At 42.7% G+C, this 17100-nt stretch carries 16 protein-coding genes; 15 read left to right on the forward strand and 1 reads right to left on the reverse strand.

Features of this window, described 5'->3' with window-relative positions:
- The first annotated feature begins 111 nt into the window (after nt 1–111).
- The 3 genes from msrA to PBF_RS17450 are packed head-to-tail and all read left to right on the forward strand — an operon-like array spanning nt 112 to nt 1604.
- Complete coding sequence (msrA, locus tag PBF_RS17440; RefSeq protein WP_035331418.1) at nt 112–648, forward strand: peptide-methionine (S)-S-oxide reductase MsrA; 537 nt, start codon at nt 112–114, stop codon at nt 646–648.
- Nucleotides 648–1088 carry a peptide-methionine (R)-S-oxide reductase MsrB gene (gene msrB / locus PBF_RS17445; protein WP_035331420.1) on the forward strand — a complete coding sequence of 147 codons (441 nt, stop codon included), beginning with the start codon at nt 648–650 and terminating at the stop codon, nt 1086–1088. Before msrA ends, msrB begins: the two co-directional genes overlap by 1 nt.
- 18 nt (nt 1089–1106) lie before the next feature.
- Nucleotides 1107–1604 carry a PTS sugar transporter subunit IIA gene (locus tag PBF_RS17450; protein ID WP_035331422.1) on the forward strand — a complete coding sequence of 166 codons (498 nt, stop codon included), beginning with the start codon at nt 1107–1109 and terminating at the stop codon, nt 1602–1604.
- Between the two features lie 80 nt (nt 1605–1684).
- On the opposite strand, the gene PBF_RS17455 is transcribed toward PBF_RS17450, so the two are convergent.
- On the reverse strand, nt 1685–2779 hold the full coding sequence (locus PBF_RS17455; RefSeq protein WP_035331423.1) for an SGNH/GDSL hydrolase family protein: 1095 nt from the start codon (nt 2777–2779) through the stop codon (nt 1685–1687).
- Between the two features lie 193 nt (nt 2780–2972).
- On the opposite strand from PBF_RS17455, the gene PBF_RS17460 reads away from it, so the two are divergent.
- The 12 genes from PBF_RS17460 to ablA all read left to right on the forward strand — a co-directional run bounded on the left by PBF_RS17460 (nt 2973) and on the right by ablA (nt 17096).
- The gene (locus PBF_RS17460) at nt 2973–3140 is read left to right on the forward strand and encodes a YjcZ family sporulation protein (RefSeq protein ID WP_035331424.1); all 168 of its coding nucleotides are present in this window, start codon (nt 2973–2975) and stop codon (nt 3138–3140) included.
- Between the two features lie 217 nt (nt 3141–3357).
- Nucleotides 3358–4824: an NAD(P)/FAD-dependent oxidoreductase gene (locus tag PBF_RS17465; protein WP_035331425.1), complete on the forward strand. Its 1467-nt coding sequence runs from the start codon at nt 3358–3360 to the stop codon at nt 4822–4824.
- Nucleotides 4825–4947: 123 nt separating this feature from the next.
- Nucleotides 4948–5925, forward strand: a complete 978-nt coding sequence (locus PBF_RS17470) for a S66 family peptidase (RefSeq protein WP_035331428.1) — start codon at nt 4948–4950, stop codon at nt 5923–5925.
- A gap of 239 nt (nt 5926–6164) precedes the next feature.
- Nucleotides 6165–7523 carry an aspartate aminotransferase family protein gene (locus PBF_RS17475; protein ID WP_035331430.1) on the forward strand — a complete coding sequence of 453 codons (1359 nt, stop codon included), beginning with the start codon at nt 6165–6167 and terminating at the stop codon, nt 7521–7523.
- A 2-nt stretch (nt 7524–7525) separates the two neighbouring features.
- Nucleotides 7526–8218: a CoA transferase subunit A gene (locus tag PBF_RS17480; protein WP_035331432.1), complete on the forward strand. Its 693-nt coding sequence runs from the start codon at nt 7526–7528 to the stop codon at nt 8216–8218.
- Nucleotides 8203–8865, forward strand: a complete 663-nt coding sequence (locus PBF_RS17485; RefSeq protein WP_035331434.1) for a 3-oxoacid CoA-transferase subunit B — start codon at nt 8203–8205, stop codon at nt 8863–8865. Before PBF_RS17480 ends, PBF_RS17485 begins: the two co-directional genes overlap by 16 nt.
- 39 nt (nt 8866–8904) lie before the next feature.
- The gene (locus PBF_RS17490; RefSeq protein WP_035331436.1) at nt 8905–10182 is read left to right on the forward strand and encodes a peptidase; all 1278 of its coding nucleotides are present in this window, start codon (nt 8905–8907) and stop codon (nt 10180–10182) included.
- Nucleotides 10183–10184: 2 nt separating this feature from the next.
- Complete coding sequence (gene gabT / locus PBF_RS17495; protein ID WP_035331442.1) at nt 10185–11516, forward strand: 4-aminobutyrate--2-oxoglutarate transaminase; 1332 nt, start codon at nt 10185–10187, stop codon at nt 11514–11516.
- A 12-nt stretch (nt 11517–11528) separates the two neighbouring features.
- On the forward strand, nt 11529–12950 hold the full coding sequence (locus PBF_RS17500) for an aldehyde dehydrogenase family protein (RefSeq protein WP_035331444.1): 1422 nt from the start codon (nt 11529–11531) through the stop codon (nt 12948–12950).
- A gap of 172 nt (nt 12951–13122) precedes the next feature.
- Nucleotides 13123–13980, forward strand: coding sequence for a putative beta-lysine N-acetyltransferase (gene ablB, locus PBF_RS17510; protein WP_035331449.1), 858 nt, complete (start codon nt 13123–13125; stop codon nt 13978–13980).
- 87 nt (nt 13981–14067) lie between these two features.
- Nucleotides 14068–15510 (forward strand): sigma-54 interaction domain-containing protein, encoded by a 1443-nt coding sequence (locus PBF_RS17515; protein ID WP_035331452.1) that lies wholly within the window; start codon nt 14068–14070, stop codon nt 15508–15510.
- A 155-nt stretch (nt 15511–15665) separates the two neighbouring features.
- Entirely contained in the window at nt 15666–17096 is a 1431-nt protein-coding gene (ablA, locus tag PBF_RS17520; protein WP_035331454.1) for a lysine 2,3-aminomutase, read from the forward strand.
- Nucleotides 17097–17100 lie beyond the last annotated feature (4 nt).

Below are 17100 nucleotides of genomic sequence, written 5' to 3' on the forward strand. Positions count from 1 at the left end.
TTTCTTTTGCATATAATGAATCTTTTCATTAATCTTATGTATATAGCTTTAAATCATCTTTTTAAGGGAAAAAGTAAAAGATAGAAAAGTGCCGGAAAGAGGTGGAGCAGAATGACAGAGAAACAATACGAAAAGGCAACCTTCGCAGGAGGCTGCTTCTGGTGCATGGTAAAGCCTTTTGATGAACAGCCTGGAATAAAAGAAGTTCTATCCGGATATACCGGAGGGAATTTAAAAAACCCGACTTACCAGCAGGTCTGTTCGGAAACGACTGGCCATTATGAAGCGGTTCAGATCACGTTTGATCCTGAGGTCTACCCATATGAAAAGCTGCTTGAATTATATTGGCAGCAGATTGACCCTACAGATGCAGGCGGGCAGTTCTATGATCGAGGCCAATCCTATCAGACAGCGATTTTTTATCACAATGTAAAACAAAAGCAGTCAGCAGAAGAATCCAAACAAAAGCTTGAAGAAACTGGTCCATTTACAAAACCGATTGTCACCAGGATTCTGCCTGCTTCAGACTTTTATCCTGCAGAAGAATATCATCAGCACTATTACAAAAAAAATCCGGATAGATACAATGCGTATCAAACCGGCTCTGGAAGAAAAGCATTTATTAATAAACATTGGGGTGAAGAATAATGGCAAAAAATAGTGAAGATTTAAAGCAGAAACTTGATCCCATGCAATATGAAGTAACTCAGAATAATGGCACAGAGCCGCCGTTCCGCAATGAGTATTGGAATGAATTTAAAGATGGAATTTATGTTGATGTCGTTTCCGGCAAGCCTCTCTTCAGCTCAAAAGACAAGTATGATGCAGGATGCGGCTGGCCCAGCTTTACAAAACCCATTCAGGATGAAGAAGTTGTTGAAAAAGAAGACCGCAGTCACTTTATGGTTAGAACGGAAGTGAGAAGTAGATCAGCCGATTCCCATCTAGGTCATGTTTTTGATGATGGGCCGGGACCTGCAGGCCTCCGTTATTGTATTAATTCTGCTGCACTCAGGTTTATTCCCAAGGAAAAACTCGAGGAAGAGGGCTATAAAGAATATCTGCAGCTATTTAATAATGAAAAATAAGAAATGGACGGTGTTCCTATGTTTAAGAAATTATTTGGCAAAAAGGAAACAGTAAAATCAATTGAGGTTAAGGCTGCTTTGACGGGTACAGCAGTTAATCTGGAAGAGGTGCCTGATCCTGTGTTTGCAGAAAGAATGATGGGGGACGGTATTGCAATTGAACCTTCAGAAGGGGTAGTTGTTTCCCCGGTTAATGGAGAAGTAGTTCAAGTGTTCCCTACCAGGCATGCTATCGGCATTCGCGCTGAGAATGGTGCCGAGATTTTAATCCATATTGGCCTTGAAACGGTCTCCATGAAAGGGGAAGGATTCGAGACCCATATTTCCGAGGGTTCAAAGGTGAGTGAAGGTGATAAACTTGTCACGTTTGATTTAGAGCTGGTTAAAGAAAAGGCAAAGAGCACAATAACACCAATGATAATCACTAATGGTGACCAGGTCGCTTCTCTTGAGAAAAATGCAGCAGGAGCCGTAACGAGAGGAACATCTGCAGTAATGACAGTTACTGCAAAATAATGAGAAAAAGCCGCTGTTAATTAAGCGGCTTTTTTCGAGTCATTTTTTACAATCTTTGTTTGCAGACCAGCTTCTCTACTTCATTGTTCTGCTTTGGTGAGGATGGAGGAAATTTGAATAATTGCATCGTCAGAACTGTTATTCATTGATTTTTCATTGCTCACAATAAATTTCACTAAATGCTGTCCCTCTTCGAGACCGCTGACAATATATTGATATCTTTCTTTAGTCAGCGGCCACCAGGCGGATAAGGATGTAATATACACATCATCTATGAAAACATCCACCTTCCCGCCTTTTTCGCTTCGAATCATATCGACCCCAAGGAAAGGGCCGCTAAATTGATATTCTAGACTGTCACCCGCCTTGCGGCTCACCCAAATGCCGTCTTTGTGAATAAATGATCCGGATATATCTCTAACATGAGGGATGGATGCTATTTCGATGTCTGCATTTTCATGAATGGGGGCAGAAAGCTCTGCAATTTCTGCGTGACTTCCTGCTAATTCTCTTATTTTCTTTATTAGAGTATCTGCATATATTTTATAGCCGTCATCATTTGGATGGACCAAATCCTTTGTCAGTTCCTCTGCAGGTAATCCTGATAGTTCAAAAGGTTTTCTCATATCCACATTTTTTGCACCATAGTGTTTAGAAATAAAAGAAATCTCCTGAACAAACGCTTCATCATCCAGGGGGTTTTCTGTAATGGTTATGATCTCGGTATCAGGGTAAAGCTGTTTTGTTTTCCGTATAAGCCCTTCGTAAAAAAATGAAAATTGCTTTTCATCCATATATTTTCGGTCATTCTCCCCAAATACAATAAAAGCTAGATCAATTTCCCCTAAATGTTCGGATTGCTGAAGTTTATATAAACCCTCAAAGGCAGTGGCACCACTTTGGACGATGGAATGCCTTTTGGCCTTAATCCCAAATTCACTTTGCAGATACTTCTCAAGCTTTGTAAACCATGCCGATGATTTGGAGGTCGCACCTGACCCCCTGCCGATGCTATCCCCGATAATCAGGTAATTAATATTCTCTTTTGCTGATAGCTTTTGATACACGTTAGTTGGATTTGCCCCTTCAACTTTAGATAGGCTATCAAACAAATGATACAAACCATATATAAAAGTGATGATAAAAAAATATATGCCAATCTTCCTTCTCTTCATTGGTTTGAATCCCCCGCTTCTTATCTGAATCTCTTACTTTTATCGTACCCTAATAATGGCTAAGGGGGAAGGTTTTGAAATGGAGTTAGAGCGTTTTTTTATAAAAATGGGCATATGCACATGCGGGTCAAGTTCACTGTACATACATTAATATTGAAAATGCCCAAGAAATCTTGTTGAGGAGTGATTATTTATGTATAAAGGTGCAGTTGCTGGTGCAGGCTACGACCAATGTTATCCAGGATATGGCTATCCTGTTGCTGGTGCTCATTGTGGAGGAGGATATGGCGGTTTTGCATTGATCGTCGTATTGTTCATTCTATTGATTATTATCGGAGCATGCTGCTGCGGAAATTGGTAATATAAATGGATCTTGGGAAGGCTGCTCGTAATGAGCAGCCTTCTGTTTTTTGGTATGACATAATTCACGGAATTTTACATAAATTTTCTTAAAGGCGAACATTATATTTTTTTTTAAATTAATAGTTCGTAAAACATATTGACCTTCTCTTCTGCATTTGATATAGTTACCTTTGGTTGATGAAATTAACGAATAATGCGTCTGGGGGAATAGGACGATGAATGCGAATTATGATGTTGTTGTTGTCGGTGCTGGACCGGCTGGAATATTTACTTGTTATGAATTAACATTGAAAATGCCTGAAGCAAAAATTTTATTAATAGATAAAGGCCATGATATTTATAAAAGAAATTGTCCGATTTTACAGAAAAAGATTGCTAAATGCCCGCCGGCAGCAGGAAGAAAAGAATTTGCAGGCTGTCTGCCTGCTTGCTCTATCACGAATGGATTTGGCGGAGCAGGGGCTTATTCAGATGGGAAATTCAATATTACGAGTGAGTTTGGCGGCTGGATGACCGATTATCTCCCCGACTCCCAGGTTGTTGATTTGATAAAATATGTAGACGAAATCAATTTGAAGCATGGTGCGACTGAAAGCATTACAGATCCAATGACTGATGAAGTGAGGGATATTGAGCGACGCGGATATGCTGCAGGACTTAAACTGCTTCGTGCGCAGGTCAGACATTTGGGTACCGAGCAGAATCTTGAAATCCTAAAGAGTATTTATGAATATTTGCGTGAAAAAATTGATATGTCCTATAAGACAGAGGTTGAAGATCTCATAACAGAAAAAACCCCTGATGGTCATCGCATTATGGGAGTTAAGCTTAAGTCCGGAAATGAAGTGAAGGCTGATAAGGTGGTTGTAGCACCGGGGAGAGATGGATCAGTTTGGCTGGCAAACCTCCTGAAGTCACGCCGCTTGAAGATGATCAATAATCAGGTCGATATTGGCGTGCGGGTTGAAACTTCAGATATTGTCATGGAAGAGATCAATAAACATCTTTACGAAGGAAAGTTCACATTTAATACATCTGTCGGCACAAGAGTGCGTACATTCTGCAGCAATCCTTCCGGCCATGTTGTAGTGGAAAACCACTCAGGTATCATGCTTGCGAATGGCCATGCCTATAAAGACCCTAAGCTGGGAAGTACTAATACAAACTTTGCTTTGCTTGTATCCCATACATTCTCTGAACCGTTTGATAAGCCAAATGAATATGCGCATGAAATTTCCAGGCTAGCCAATAGCCTTTCTAACGGCGGAATCATTGTTCAAAAGTATGGAGATATATTAAAAGGAAGAAGATCTACCGAGAAGAGAATTAAAGAAGGCTTCCTTGAACCAACCTTAAAGGAAGCGGTGCCTGGCGACTTAGGCCTTGTGCTTCCATATAATACAATGAAAAGCCTGATTGAAATGACGGAGGCTTTAAACCATGTATCTCCCGGACTTGCATCAGAACATACCCTATTCTATGGTGTGGAGGCAAAATTCTACTCTGCACGTCCAAGATTGAATGACCGTTTCGAAACGGAAATCAGCGGACTTTATGTCGGCGGGGATGGTGCAGGCATCACCCGAGGACTTGCACAGGCGGGTGCCTGCGGTGTCTGGATTGCAAGGGATATTATCGAAAAGACAAGTAATGCACCAAGAAGAGAACCTGCATTAGTATAAGAACAGAAGGCCGGGCTGAAAAGCTGGCCTTTTTTTATATAAAAAACAGTTATTTCCTAACGACCCCGTATTTGATAAAATGTAAAACAATCTAAGTCTGAAAGTGGTAAAGGAGAGGACACAATGCTTGCTGAGAGATTAAAGCCCGGTGATGAGATCCGGGTCATTGCACCATCCAGAAGTATGGCCATCATAAAAGGCGAACAATTGCGAATTGCCCAGGAGCGGCTGAATCAGCTGGGATTCACAGTGACTTACGGCAAAAATGCAGAAGAACATGATGAGTTTTTCAGTACTTCTATTGAAGAAAGAATTGAAGATTTGCATGATGCTTTCACTGATCCTAATGTAAAGGGAATCCTGACAGTGATCGGTGGCTATAACGCCAACCAGCTTTTAAATTACATAGACTACGAGATAATAAAAAACAATTCAAAAATATTTTGCGGATTCAGTGATATCACAGCACTGCAGGGGGCCATTTATAAAAAAACGGGTTTGGTCACCTATTCAGGCCCGCATTTTTCAAGCTTCGGTGTGAAGCATGGGTTTGAGTACACTTTGGAATCTTTTATTAATGCAGTGACAAATGATGCCCCATATGAAATTGCAGCATCATCACATTGGAGTGATGATCCATGGTATATCGACCAGGAAGACAGGCATTTCATCGAACATAAAGGGTATATGGTCATACAGGAAGGTAAGGCAGAAGGCAGATTGATTGGCGGAAATTTATGCACACTTAATTTGCTGCAGGGTACAGATTTTATGCCATCATTAAAAGATGCGATCTTATTTATTGAAGACGATGAGGAATCACATGCTCTTTCCTTTGATCGTGATCTTCAATCACTGCTGCATCTGCCTGATGCCCATGATATCAAAGGAATCCTCATTGGAAGGTTTCAGAAAAATTCTCATGTGACGGAAGAAGCACTGAAGAAGATTATTGTATCCAAAAAAGAGCTTCGAGGCATCCCTGTAATCGCAAATGTGAACTTCGGCCATGTACACCCCTATGCCACTATCCCAATTGGAGGCAAAGCAGTTATAAAAGCACAAGGTTCTGAGAGTGAAATTTGGATTGAACAGAATTAGCAAAATAAATTTTGAGCAGCCGCTATCCAGCGGCTGTTTTTTTGCAGCGAAAAATAGATCTGCAAAATTCTTTTATGAAAGATTTCTTAAGTGACTTCATACAATTTACTATATTGCCAAAAGGTAGAGAATAGTTGGCTTGTAGAATTAAAGATTTGCTGTGAAAAGTCATGAAGCCATCGGCGGATATTGATTAGCCGCAGGCAAATTTCGCAATTCTAGATGGAGGGAGTAAGCTGATGAACCAGTCGAACTTAATTAAGCCGATGCTTGATGCACAGTACCCGATCATTGATTATGGCAGGGGAGTTTATTTATATGATATGGACGGCAAGGAATACCTGGATGCATCATCTGGAGCGATAACAGCCAATATTGGCCATGGTGTGGAGGAAATCATTGAGGCAATGCATGAACAGGCAAAAAAAGTTTCTTTTGTATATCGATCGCAATTTACGAGCGGGGCAGCTGAAAAGCTTGCCCATAAGATTGCGGAGGCTGCGATTGGCGACTTGAATTGGAGCTTTTTTGTGAACAGCGGGTCTGAGGCCACAGAAACAGCTATGAAAATAGCGATTCAGTACTGGCAGGAAAAAGGCATTGTGACAAAAACAAAGGTGCTCTCAAGGTGGATGAGCTATCATGGCATAACACTGGGAGCTTTATCAATGTCAGGACATACGGGCAGAAGGGCTCGCTTCATACCGCTGCTGGAGGATTTCCCTGTCATTCATCCTCCATATTGCTACAGGTGCCCATACAATCTGGAAGCCCCTGAATGCGGTTATTTGTGTGCACATGAACTTGAAACAGTCATTAAACGGATAGGGCCAGAGAATATTGCTGCGTTTATCGCAGAGCCAGTCATTGGGGCTGCAGGGGGGGCTATTACACCTCCAAAGGATTACTACCGGATAATCAAAGAAATTTGTGAGCGGAATGACATATTATTTATTGCTGATGAGGTGATGACTGGTTTTGGCAGAACAGGCACCATGCTTGCCTGTGAGCATTGGAATATAAAGCCTGATATTGTCGCACTGGGAAAAGGAATGGGAGCCGGATATGCCCCGATTGCGGCTGCACTTGTAAGCGATGAAGTAATGGAGCCCATACTGGCAGGTTCAAAAAGCATTATGAGCGGTCATACGTTAAGTGCTAATCCGCAGTCATGTGCAGTTTCCCTCGCAGTGCTTGAATATATTGAGAAAAACAATATTATCCCGGAAGCAGAAAGCAAGGGAGTGTATTTAAGAAATAAATTGACTAAGCTGCAATCCAAATTTTCCTTTATTGGTGATGTAAGGGGAAAAGGGCTAATGGTCGGACTTGAATTTGTAAAGAATCCTCTGACAAAAGAGCCGTTTACAAAAAGCTTCGGTCTGACTCAGAGGTTAATACAGGAAGCACAGGAACAGGGTCTGCTTATATACCCTGCAGGCGCGGGCACAAATGGCACAGACGGAGATGCCGTATTGATCGCACCGCCGCTGACTATTACCAAAAGGGAAATCGATGATCTGGTAAAGCGGTTTGAAAAGACTTTGCAGATTTTCTCAGAGAATCATTTGATCTCTGGTGGAGAAGAGGCTGAATAACAATGGAGAACACCTTTAATAAAATCATTGAACTTGATGACGCAATGAAGCATTTTCGGGACGGCATGATCATTATGTTTGGCGGCTTCGGCGGTATTGGCACTCCTCCATCCCTTATCGACGGAATTCTGGATAATGGGTTCAAAGATTTAACGCTCATTGGAAATGATTCAGGCTTTCCCCATATTGGGATCGGTAAGGTGGTAAGCCAGGGAAGGGCAAGAAAAATGATTGCTTCTCATATTGGCTCAAATCCCGTTGCCGGCCAACTAATGACAGATGGAAAGATGGAAGTGGAATTTTCACCCCAAGGGATATTGGCAGAAAGAATACGTGCAGGCGGAGTCGGCATACCTGCCATCCTTTCCGACATTGGCCTTGATAACGACATTGTGACCGGCAATAAGCAAACTTGCAGCGTGGGCGGAAAAAAGTATCTTGTCGAGACGGCACTGACTGCAGATATATCGATTGTATTTGCTAAGAAAGCTGATCCTTACGGGAACTTAATTTTTGACAAAAGTGCCAGAAACACAAACCCGCTTGTCGCCATGGCTGGTGATATGACCATTGCGGAAGTGGAGGAAATTGTCCCGCTTGGCAGCCTGGATCCTGATGAAATTATAACACCTGGCGTTTTCGTTAATTATATCGTTCCTTCGAAAGGAGTGAATTGGAAATGGGCATGGGAGTAGAAATTAGAAATCGTATTGCCAAACGTGCTGCGGAGGAAATAAAGAATGGAATGATTGTAAATCTCGGAATTGGAATCCCATCGTTTGTGCCCAATCATTTGCCTGCCGGGACAAACGTAATGTTTCATGCGGAAAATGGCATTACAGGTATGGGGCCAAGTCCGGAGAAAGGGAAGGAAGATGAGAATCTCTGTAATGCAGGAGGCTTTCCGGTTTCCATTGTAAAAGGTGCTTCATATTGCGACAGCACCATTGCATTCGGGATGATACGCAGAGGAAGAGTTGATATGACGATTCTTGGCTCCCTGGAGGTAAGCGGAAAAGGGGATCTGGCCAATTGGATTGTACCGGGAAAGAAAGTTCCTGGCATGGGCGGTGCAATGGAGCTTGCCCAAAAAGCAAAAAAAGTCATTGTCCTTATGAACCAGACTGACAAATACGGCAACCCAAAAATTGTGGACGAGTGCACCCTGCCTCTTACATCAGCACGCTGTGTAGACATGATTATTACAGATATGGCTGTCTTTCAAATATCAGCTCACGGAATCACACTGACTGACTTGTTTGTGCCGCACTCTATTAATGAAGTAAGGGCAAAGACCGGCTGTAGTTTTACAATTGCTGAAAATGTGAGAGTGATTAATTGATAGATTTATTTGCTTTGGTCTCAAAAAAGGAGTGAGAATATGAATGCTCATGCAAAAATTAAACAATGGCTGGAAGAAAATAAGCAAAGAGGAACAAGACTTCTTCAGCAGCTTGTCCAGGAAGGGAGCATCCGCGGAAATGAAAGCAGTGCACAGGCTGTCATCATTGAAAAATGCCGCAAACTTGGACTAACCCTTGATATTTGGGAAATCGGCAAGGAACAATTGATTAAGCATCCTGCATTTTGTTCGGATAGAAAGGATTTTTCCGGAAATCCCAATGTGGTGGCTGTTTTGAAAGGAACAGGCGGAGGAAGGTCGATCATCCTCAATGGCCATATTGATGTCGTTCCGGAGGGAGACCGAAATGATTGGGAACATGATCCATTTAGCGGCAGAATTGAAGATGGAAAGTTATTTGGCCGTGGTTCGACCGATATGAAAGGCGGTACCGTTTCGCTCCTGCTTGCCATGGAAGCCATTATTGCGATTGGAATCAAGCTTAAAGGCGATGTGATTTTTCAAAGTGTCATAGAAGAAGAAAGCGGCGGGGCGGGTACATTGGCAGCAGTCCTCAGGGGATATTCAGCGGATGGGGCAATCATTCCCGAACCGACAAATATGAAACTATTTCCAAAACAGCAGGGCTCGATGTGGTTTCGGATATCAGTAAAAGGGCGTTCAGCTCATGGCGGAACCCGCTATGAGGGCGTCAATGCCATCGAAAAAGCAATGTATGTGATGACAAAGCTTCAGGAGCTTGAGAAGTTAAGGAACCTTAACATTGAAGACCCTCTCTATTCAAAAATCCCTATTCCGATTCCTATTAATATCGGAAAAATATACAGCGGAGAGTGGCCATCTTCCGTACCGGATATTGCTGTTATAGAGGGAAGGATGGGGGTAGCGCCGGATGAAGAGATGAAATCGGCCGAAAAAGAGCTGGAAGATTGCCTGAAGGAAGCAGCACAAAATGATCCGTGGCTTAAAAAGAATCCTCCTCAAGTTGAATGGTTTGGAGGACGCTGGCTGCCTGGAGATCTGGAGCAGGATCATCCTTTAATGGCTGTATTATCGGAATCCTTTGAAACTGTAAAGGGAAAACAGCCGGCAGTTGAGGCATCACCATGGGGCACGGATGGAGGCATATTATCCAAAGTAGGAAATACGCCTGTTGTTGTATTCGGCCCAGGTGTAACGGAAGCCGCACATGATGTTAACGAATTTATTTCCTTAGAGGAAGTTTTTGATGCGGCTGAAATTATTGCTCTGGCCATATTGGAATGGTGCAGCACTAATCAGGGAGAGGGGAAATAAGGATGGGATCAATTAATATAAGAACAGAGCTGCCGGGACCAAAAGCGAAGGAGTTATTGGCTAAAAAAGAGCAGAATGTCCCAAAGGGGCCCTTTAACACGATGCAGACATTTGCGGCTAAAGGGGATGGAGCACTTCTGACAGATATAGATGGGAATACTTTTCTTGATTTTGCGGGGGCAATTGGGACACTGAATGTTGGACACTGTCCGCCAAGGGTTGTTGAAGCGCTCCATGCCCAAATTGACCAATATCTTCACCCATGCTTCCATGTCATGATGTATGAGCCTTATATCAAGCTGGCAGAGAAACTCAACAGCATTACACCCGGCAATCACAGCAAAAAAACCTTCTTTTTAAGCACCGGAGCAGAGGCAGTGGAAAATGCGGTTAAAATAGCAAGGAAATATACAGGCAGAAAAGGAATTATATCATTTGAAAGGGGATTCCATGGCCGGACCTATATGTCCATGAGCTTAACGAGCAAGGTAAAACCATATAAATATGAATTCGGGCCATTTGCGCCGGAAACGTATAAATGGCCTTATCCTTATTATTACCGCAGCGAAGGCCTAAAGGATAAAGACCATGATAATGCCCTGCTTAAAAGATTTGAAACGTTTTTTCTGAGCGAGGTGCCGCCTGAAGAAGTCGCTGCTGTCATTATGGAGCCTGTTCAGGGTGAAGGCGGTTTTGTTATGCCGTCTTCCCATTTTATAAAAGGTGTTAAAGCGCTTTGTGAAAAACATGGAATCCTGTTTATTGCTGATGAGGTACAGACAGGATTTGGCAGGACAGGCAAAATGTTTGCCATGGAGCATTATGATATTGTGCCGGATCTTATGACCATGTCTAAATCGATCGGTGCCGGATTGCCGGTCAGTGCTGTAACTGGAAGAGCAGACATAATGGATTCACCAAATATTGGTGAAATCGGCGGAACTTATGGAGGCAGTCCGCTAGGCTGTGCAGCTGCATTAGAAGTGATTCGGATGATTGAGGAAGAAGGATTATTAGAAAAAGCAAATGAAATCGGAAGTCTTTTCACTGAAAAGTTTTCTGATTTTCCTTTAAAATATAAGCAAGTGGGTGAAGTACGTTCTTTAGGAGCAATGTGTGCCATTGAATTTGTTAAAGATCAGGAATCAAAGGAACCAAATAAAGAAATCGTTCAAGAAATCTTGTCGAAGGTACACAAGCGCGGCCTCATCATAATGAGTGCCGGCTTATATGGCAATATTATTCGTTTGCTCAGCCCGCTTGTGACAACCAATGAACAGCTTGATGAAGGATTTTCCATACTGGAAGAAGTAATAGGTGAATGCTGCACATAAGGAGGAATTCCATTGAAACAACATTTATGGATTAGCGGTAAGTTCAAGGAAACAGAGAATTACAAAGCATTAAAGAGCCCTTATAGCGGGGAGGTTATTGCAGAAGTTGCCATGGCAGCTCCTTCCGATGTGAAGTCAGCAATTGATGCGGCAGAACAAACCAGAAAAGTAATAGCTGATATGCCTGCCCATAAACGGGCGGAAATACTGGAAAATGTGGTCGCCATCATGAAGGAGGAAAAAGAGGAGTGCGCAAAAATTATTGCGCTAGAAGCTTCAAAGCCGATAAAGGCTGCCAGAGGAGAAGTTGACCGCACCATCATGACATATACCTTCGCTGCCCAGGAAGCGCGCAGACTTTATGGAGAAACAATCCCAATGGATGCGGCTCCGGGAGGCGAAGGCAGAGTCTCCTATACAGTACGGGAGCCTCTCGGGATTATCGGAGCCATCACGCCATTCAATTTTCCTATGAACCTGGTTGCGCATAAAGTGGGACCGGCTATTGCGGCCGGCAACACGGTTGTTTTAAAGCCTGCATCTCAAACGCCAATGTCGGCCTACAAAATTGCTGATATTTTCCACAGAGCAGGACTTCCTGCCGGAGTGCTGAATGTGGTAACCGGAAGCGGCGGAACGGTTGGGGATGTACTTGTTGCCGACGGACGCATATCAATGATTACTTTTACAGGCAGCCCGGAAGTAGGCAGGCAGATCCGCGAACATGCAGGCTTGAAGAGAGTAACACTTGAATTAGGTTCGAATTCAGCAGTTGTTGTGGATGAGAATGCAGACGTGGAGAAAATTGTCCCGCGTATCGCAGCCGGGGCTTTTGCCTTCCAGGGGCAGGTATGTATTTCCGTGCAGCGCATCTATGTGCATGAATCTCTGTACCAGACATTTGCCGAGCGTTTAGTAGAGGAAGCCAAAAAGCTGAAAATCGGCGATCCGCTTAATGAGGATACGGATATTTCAGCGATGATCTCCCGGAGTGACACTGAACGCGCAGAGACCTGGATCAAGAGTGCCGTAGAAAGCGGAGCGGAGCTTGCTCTTGGCGGGAATGCGACAGAGAATACATTGTATCCGACCGTGCTGCTGAATGTTGACAAATCTGAAAAAATTTCTTGTGAGGAAGCATTTGCACCAGTTGTTCATATTAATTCATTCAGCAGCTTTGAAGAGGCGCTGGCACTTGTGAATGATTCAGATTTTGGCCTTCAGGCAGGTGTTTTCACCAATGATGTGAACAAAGCCTTCAAAGCAGCAAAAGAGCTTCATGTCGGCGGGGTAATGGTGAACGATTTCCCGACCTTCCGTGTAGACCACATGCCATATGGCGGAGTAAAAATGAGCGGAATGGGACGTGAAGGAATCAAATATGCTGTTGAAGAAATGACAGAGATGAAGCTGATCAGCTTTAAAATTGACTAAGATGAAGGCAAGGAATTTGAATTGCTGTTCTTGGCCGGTATTTTAATTAAATTGGCCGGTAAAACTGCTGATTCGGCCGGAAAAATGGCTGAATTGGCCCGTATTCCTTCATACATCTATAATGCCTGGCCGTTTGGCCGGGCAGTTTTATTAATAGAAGGGGGTCTTAGCAATGAATATTACTGCTTCAGTAAAAAAAATAAAAAAAGATAACTTTGTAGCCGAATTATACCTTGATCCTTTCAATAAACGTTTAAGGGTAGACGATTATGCGGGGGAATTGGCACATGCCGTTAATGAAGCAGAGAAAACGGCAAAAGAACACCAGTATGAGAAAGTAATTTTCAGGGGAAGAGTTGAGAATTATATAGATCTGCTGGCGATGGGATTTCAGTGCGAGGCAGTTATTGACGGGTATTTCCGCGGTTCTGATCAATACTTTTTCTGCAAGTATTTTTCTGACGAAAGAAGAACTAATGGACACTGGATCTCTGAAGACAGTATCGTTAAAAATGTAGCCTCACTTGAAAGAAACCCAGATGTCATTATGCCTTCTTCTGAATATCAGCTAATAAAAATAACGGAGGAGGATGCTGTAAAACTGGCCGAACTATACCGTGAAGTATTTAAGATCTATCCTACACCTCTCCATGATCCCTCATATATTAAAAAGACAATCCGGGAGGGCACCATTTATTACGCATTTCAGTATAAAGATGACCTTGTCAGTGCTGCTTCAGCAGAGGTCAATCTTTTTTATAAAAACGCAGAATTGACAGATTGTGCGACACTCCCAACCCACCGTAAACATGGCTTAATGAAAATACTCCTCGAAAAATTGGAAAAAGATTTAAAATCGCAGAGTGTATTTTGTGCCTACTCCATTGCCAGGGCACTGTCATTCGGTATGAATGCGGTTTTGCATCAGCTGGGCTATTCCTATCGGGGCCGTCTTCTTAACAACTGCTATATTTTCGATAAACTTGAAAATATGAATGTCTGGGTAAAGAATTTGGCCAATTCCGATTGACGGATCCTCAAAAAGAAGTGCCGGATTTTAGGCACCATTCTGACAAGATTTCGGCACTCTGCCATAAACATTAATAGGGGGGATTTAATGATTGAAACTCAAAGCATTTCAAAAGAAGTACTGGCCGCCATATTAAAAGGCATTGATGAAGGAATACATGTAGTGGATTTGAATGGAATTACCATTTTTTATAATGAAATTGCTGCAAGACACGATGGTCTGGAGGTTTCCGAGGTTATCGGAAAACCTGTTTTGAAAGTCTTTCCCTCATTGGATGAAGAGACAAGCACTTTATTAAAAGTTATGAAAACAAAAACACCGATTTATAATCAGACTCAGTCCTATGTAAACCTCCATGGTGCACAAATAGAAACCATCAATACCACTCTCCCTATAACTGTTAATGGGAAGGTAGCGGGAGCTGTCGAGATTGCCAAGGACTATTCCAGATTGAAACTTCTTTCTGAAAGCCTTCTTGATTTGCGCAAAAAAATAAAACAGCCTGTCAAAAAAACAGCTGCTGTCAAAAATGTACAGTATACACTCGATAGCCTTCTCACAATAAATAAGGAAATGAAAAATATTAAAAAGGAAGCAGCCAAACTGGCAAAATCCGATTCTTCCATTCTTGTGTTTGGGGAAAGCGGGTGCGGAAAGGAGCTCTTTGTCCAGGGGCTTCATCATGCTTCCTCAAGAACTGAAGGCCCATTTATTGCCCAGAACTGTGCGGCTATACCGGAGTCCTTGCTTGAAAGCATCCTTTTTGGGACTGCGAAAGGAAGCTATACAGGAGCGGTAGACCGGCCGGGGCTTTTTGAATTAGCCGATGGCGGGACACTCTTTCTCGATGAAATACATGCCATGCCGATTGAGCTGCAGGCTAAACTGCTGAGGGTGCTAGAAGATGGCATTGTCCGAAGAGTAGGAAGTCCGAAGAGCTCCCGGGTCAATGTACGGGTGATTGCAGCCATGAATATTCATCCAGTGGAAGCACTTGAGAAGAACCAAATGAGAAAAGATCTTTTTTACCGCTTAAATGTTCTCACTTTCGGGCTCCTGCCACTTAAGGAGAGAAAGGAAGATATTGAGTTTCTTGCACATCATTTTATAAATCTATTTAATCAGGTATTACACAAAAGCCTAGCTGGAATCGGGGATGAGGTGCTGGCTTTTTTCAGACAATATCATTGGCCGGGAAATGTCAGGGAATTAAAGCATACAATCGAATACATGATGAATGTCTGTGAAGAGGACTTTCTTAAAGCTGAGGATTTGCCAGTTATAATGAAACAGCAGCTTCTAAAGAATAAACAGGAGTCTTCACTAAAAGTTCAGCCATTAAAGGCGAGTATGGAAAAGCAGGAAAAAGCTTTAATTGAAAAAGCTCTTCAAGAGACAAACGGAAATATCAAAAAAGCCGCAAAGCTATTGGAAGTTCCACGTCAGACGCTGCAATATAAACTGACAAAGTATCATATTGAAATCAATAACAGAGTCCTAGTCTGTAACACTCATGAAAGTGCCGAGTAATCGGCATTTTTTTTCATTTAAAAGAAATGAAAATGCCTCATCAGATGCTAACAATCGCCAATCCAGAAGGCATTACATATTATAGTAAAAAAATTCAGAATTGGCACGAAACTTGCAATATGTGTTTTATAGAAATTCATATAGGGGGAATCGAGATGAAGAACTTTTTATACAAGCCGGATCGGGATTGGAAAGATATTGAACTATGGAAGGATGTCACAGAAGAACAATGGAATGACTGGCTCTGGCAGCTGACGAACACCATTCGGACAGTTGATGATTTGAAAAAGGTGATTAATCTTACACCTGAAGAGGAGGAAGGAGTCAGAATTTCCGCAAAAACCATCCCTTTAAATATTACACCTTATTATGCTTCACTTATGAATCCGGATGACCCGCGGTGTCCGGTGAGGATGCAATCCGTCCCTATTTCAAATGAAATCTATAAAACTAAATATGACCTTGAAGATCCGCTGCACGAGGATGAAGACGCCCCAGTTCCGGGATTAACGCACCGCTACCCTGATCGGGTCTTATTTTTGGTAACAAATCAATGTTCCATGTATTGCCGGTATTGTACAAGAAGAAGATTTTCCGGACAAATTGGCATGGGTGTACCGAAAAAACAGCTGGATGCGGCAATCAGCTATATAAGGAGTGCTCCTCAGGTTAGAGATGTTCTCATTTCTGGCGGAGATGGACTTTTGATCAATGACAACATTCTTGAATACATCCTGAAAAATTTGCGTGAAATCGATCATGTTGAAATCATCAGGATTGGCACGAGGGCTCCTGTTGTATTTCCCCAGCGGATCACCGAGAATTTATGCAATATCCTGAAAAAGTATCATCCAGTGTGGCTGAATACACATTTTAACACTTCCATTGAAATTACCGAAGATTCCAAGAGAGCATGTGAGATGCTGGCAAATGCCGGTGTGCCCGTGGGTAATCAATCAGTTATTTTGGCAGGCATAAACGACAGCGTTCCAATTATGAAAAGACTGATGCATGACCTTGTTAAAATCCGGGTCCGTCCTTATTATATTTACCAATGTGATCTTTCTGAAGGCATTGGCCATTTCCGGGCTCCGGTTTCGAAAGGGCTTGAAATTATTGAAGGGCTAAGGGGACATACATCCGGTTATGCTGTCCCGACCTTTGTGGTCGATGCGCCTGGCGGAGGCGGAAAGATTTCACTGCAGCCGAATTATTTAATCTCGCAAAGTGCTGACAAAGTGGTCCTCCGCAATTTCGAAGGTGTAATCACCACTTATCCTGAGCCTGAAAACTATGTTCCAGGCCGAGCAGAAGGCTACTTTAAAGAAATTTATCCTGATATGGAAGAGAAAAAATCAAATGTGGGCATTGCCGCGCTGATGAATGACCAGCAGTTCAACCTGGTGCCTGAAGGTCTGGCAAGACTGAATCGCCGCGTAAAATATGACAGCGACCCAGAGCACAGTTCTTTGAAAGATAAGCGGGGGAAACGGGATGAATTAAAGGAAAAGAAATACAATGCCCAGCAGACAAAGCAGAGTCCTGCAGCAGAAGCGGGTTCAGAAGCTGCGGCTTCCAAGGAATAGGAGG

Source organism: Cytobacillus firmus DS1, from assembly GCF_000565285.1.
In the GTDB taxonomy this organism is placed as follows: Bacteria; Bacillota; Bacilli; order Bacillales; family Cytobacillaceae; genus Cytobacillus; species Cytobacillus firmus_A.

Excerpts from the sequence above, each read along its gene's own strand:
- msrA (WP_035331418.1), top strand. The coding sequence starts at position 112 with ATGACAGAGAAACAATACGAAAAGGCAACCTTCGCAGGAGGCTGCTTC.
- msrB (WP_035331420.1), top strand. The coding sequence starts at position 648 with ATGGCAAAAAATAGTGAAGATTTAAAGCAGAAACTTGATCCCATGCAA.
- PBF_RS17450 (WP_035331422.1), top strand. The coding sequence starts at position 1,107 with ATGTTTAAGAAATTATTTGGCAAAAAGGAAACAGTAAAATCAATTGAG.
- PBF_RS17455 (WP_035331423.1), bottom strand. The coding sequence starts at position 2,779 with ATGAAGAGAAGGAAGATTGGCATATATTTTTTTATCATCACTTTTATA.
- PBF_RS17460 (WP_035331424.1), top strand. The coding sequence starts at position 2,973 with ATGTATAAAGGTGCAGTTGCTGGTGCAGGCTACGACCAATGTTATCCA.
- PBF_RS17465 (WP_035331425.1), top strand. The coding sequence starts at position 3,358 with ATGAATGCGAATTATGATGTTGTTGTTGTCGGTGCTGGACCGGCTGGA.
- PBF_RS17470 (WP_035331428.1), top strand. The coding sequence starts at position 4,948 with ATGCTTGCTGAGAGATTAAAGCCCGGTGATGAGATCCGGGTCATTGCA.
- PBF_RS17475 (WP_035331430.1), top strand. The coding sequence starts at position 6,165 with ATGAACCAGTCGAACTTAATTAAGCCGATGCTTGATGCACAGTACCCG.
- PBF_RS17480 (WP_035331432.1), top strand. The coding sequence starts at position 7,526 with ATGGAGAACACCTTTAATAAAATCATTGAACTTGATGACGCAATGAAG.
- PBF_RS17485 (WP_035331434.1), top strand. The coding sequence starts at position 8,203 with ATGGGCATGGGAGTAGAAATTAGAAATCGTATTGCCAAACGTGCTGCG.
- PBF_RS17490 (WP_035331436.1), top strand. The coding sequence starts at position 8,905 with ATGAATGCTCATGCAAAAATTAAACAATGGCTGGAAGAAAATAAGCAA.
- gabT (WP_035331442.1), top strand. The coding sequence starts at position 10,185 with ATGGGATCAATTAATATAAGAACAGAGCTGCCGGGACCAAAAGCGAAG.
- ablB (WP_035331449.1), top strand. The coding sequence starts at position 13,123 with ATGAATATTACTGCTTCAGTAAAAAAAATAAAAAAAGATAACTTTGTA.
- PBF_RS17515 (WP_035331452.1), top strand. The coding sequence starts at position 14,068 with ATGATTGAAACTCAAAGCATTTCAAAAGAAGTACTGGCCGCCATATTA.
- ablA (WP_035331454.1), top strand. The coding sequence starts at position 15,666 with ATGAAGAACTTTTTATACAAGCCGGATCGGGATTGGAAAGATATTGAA.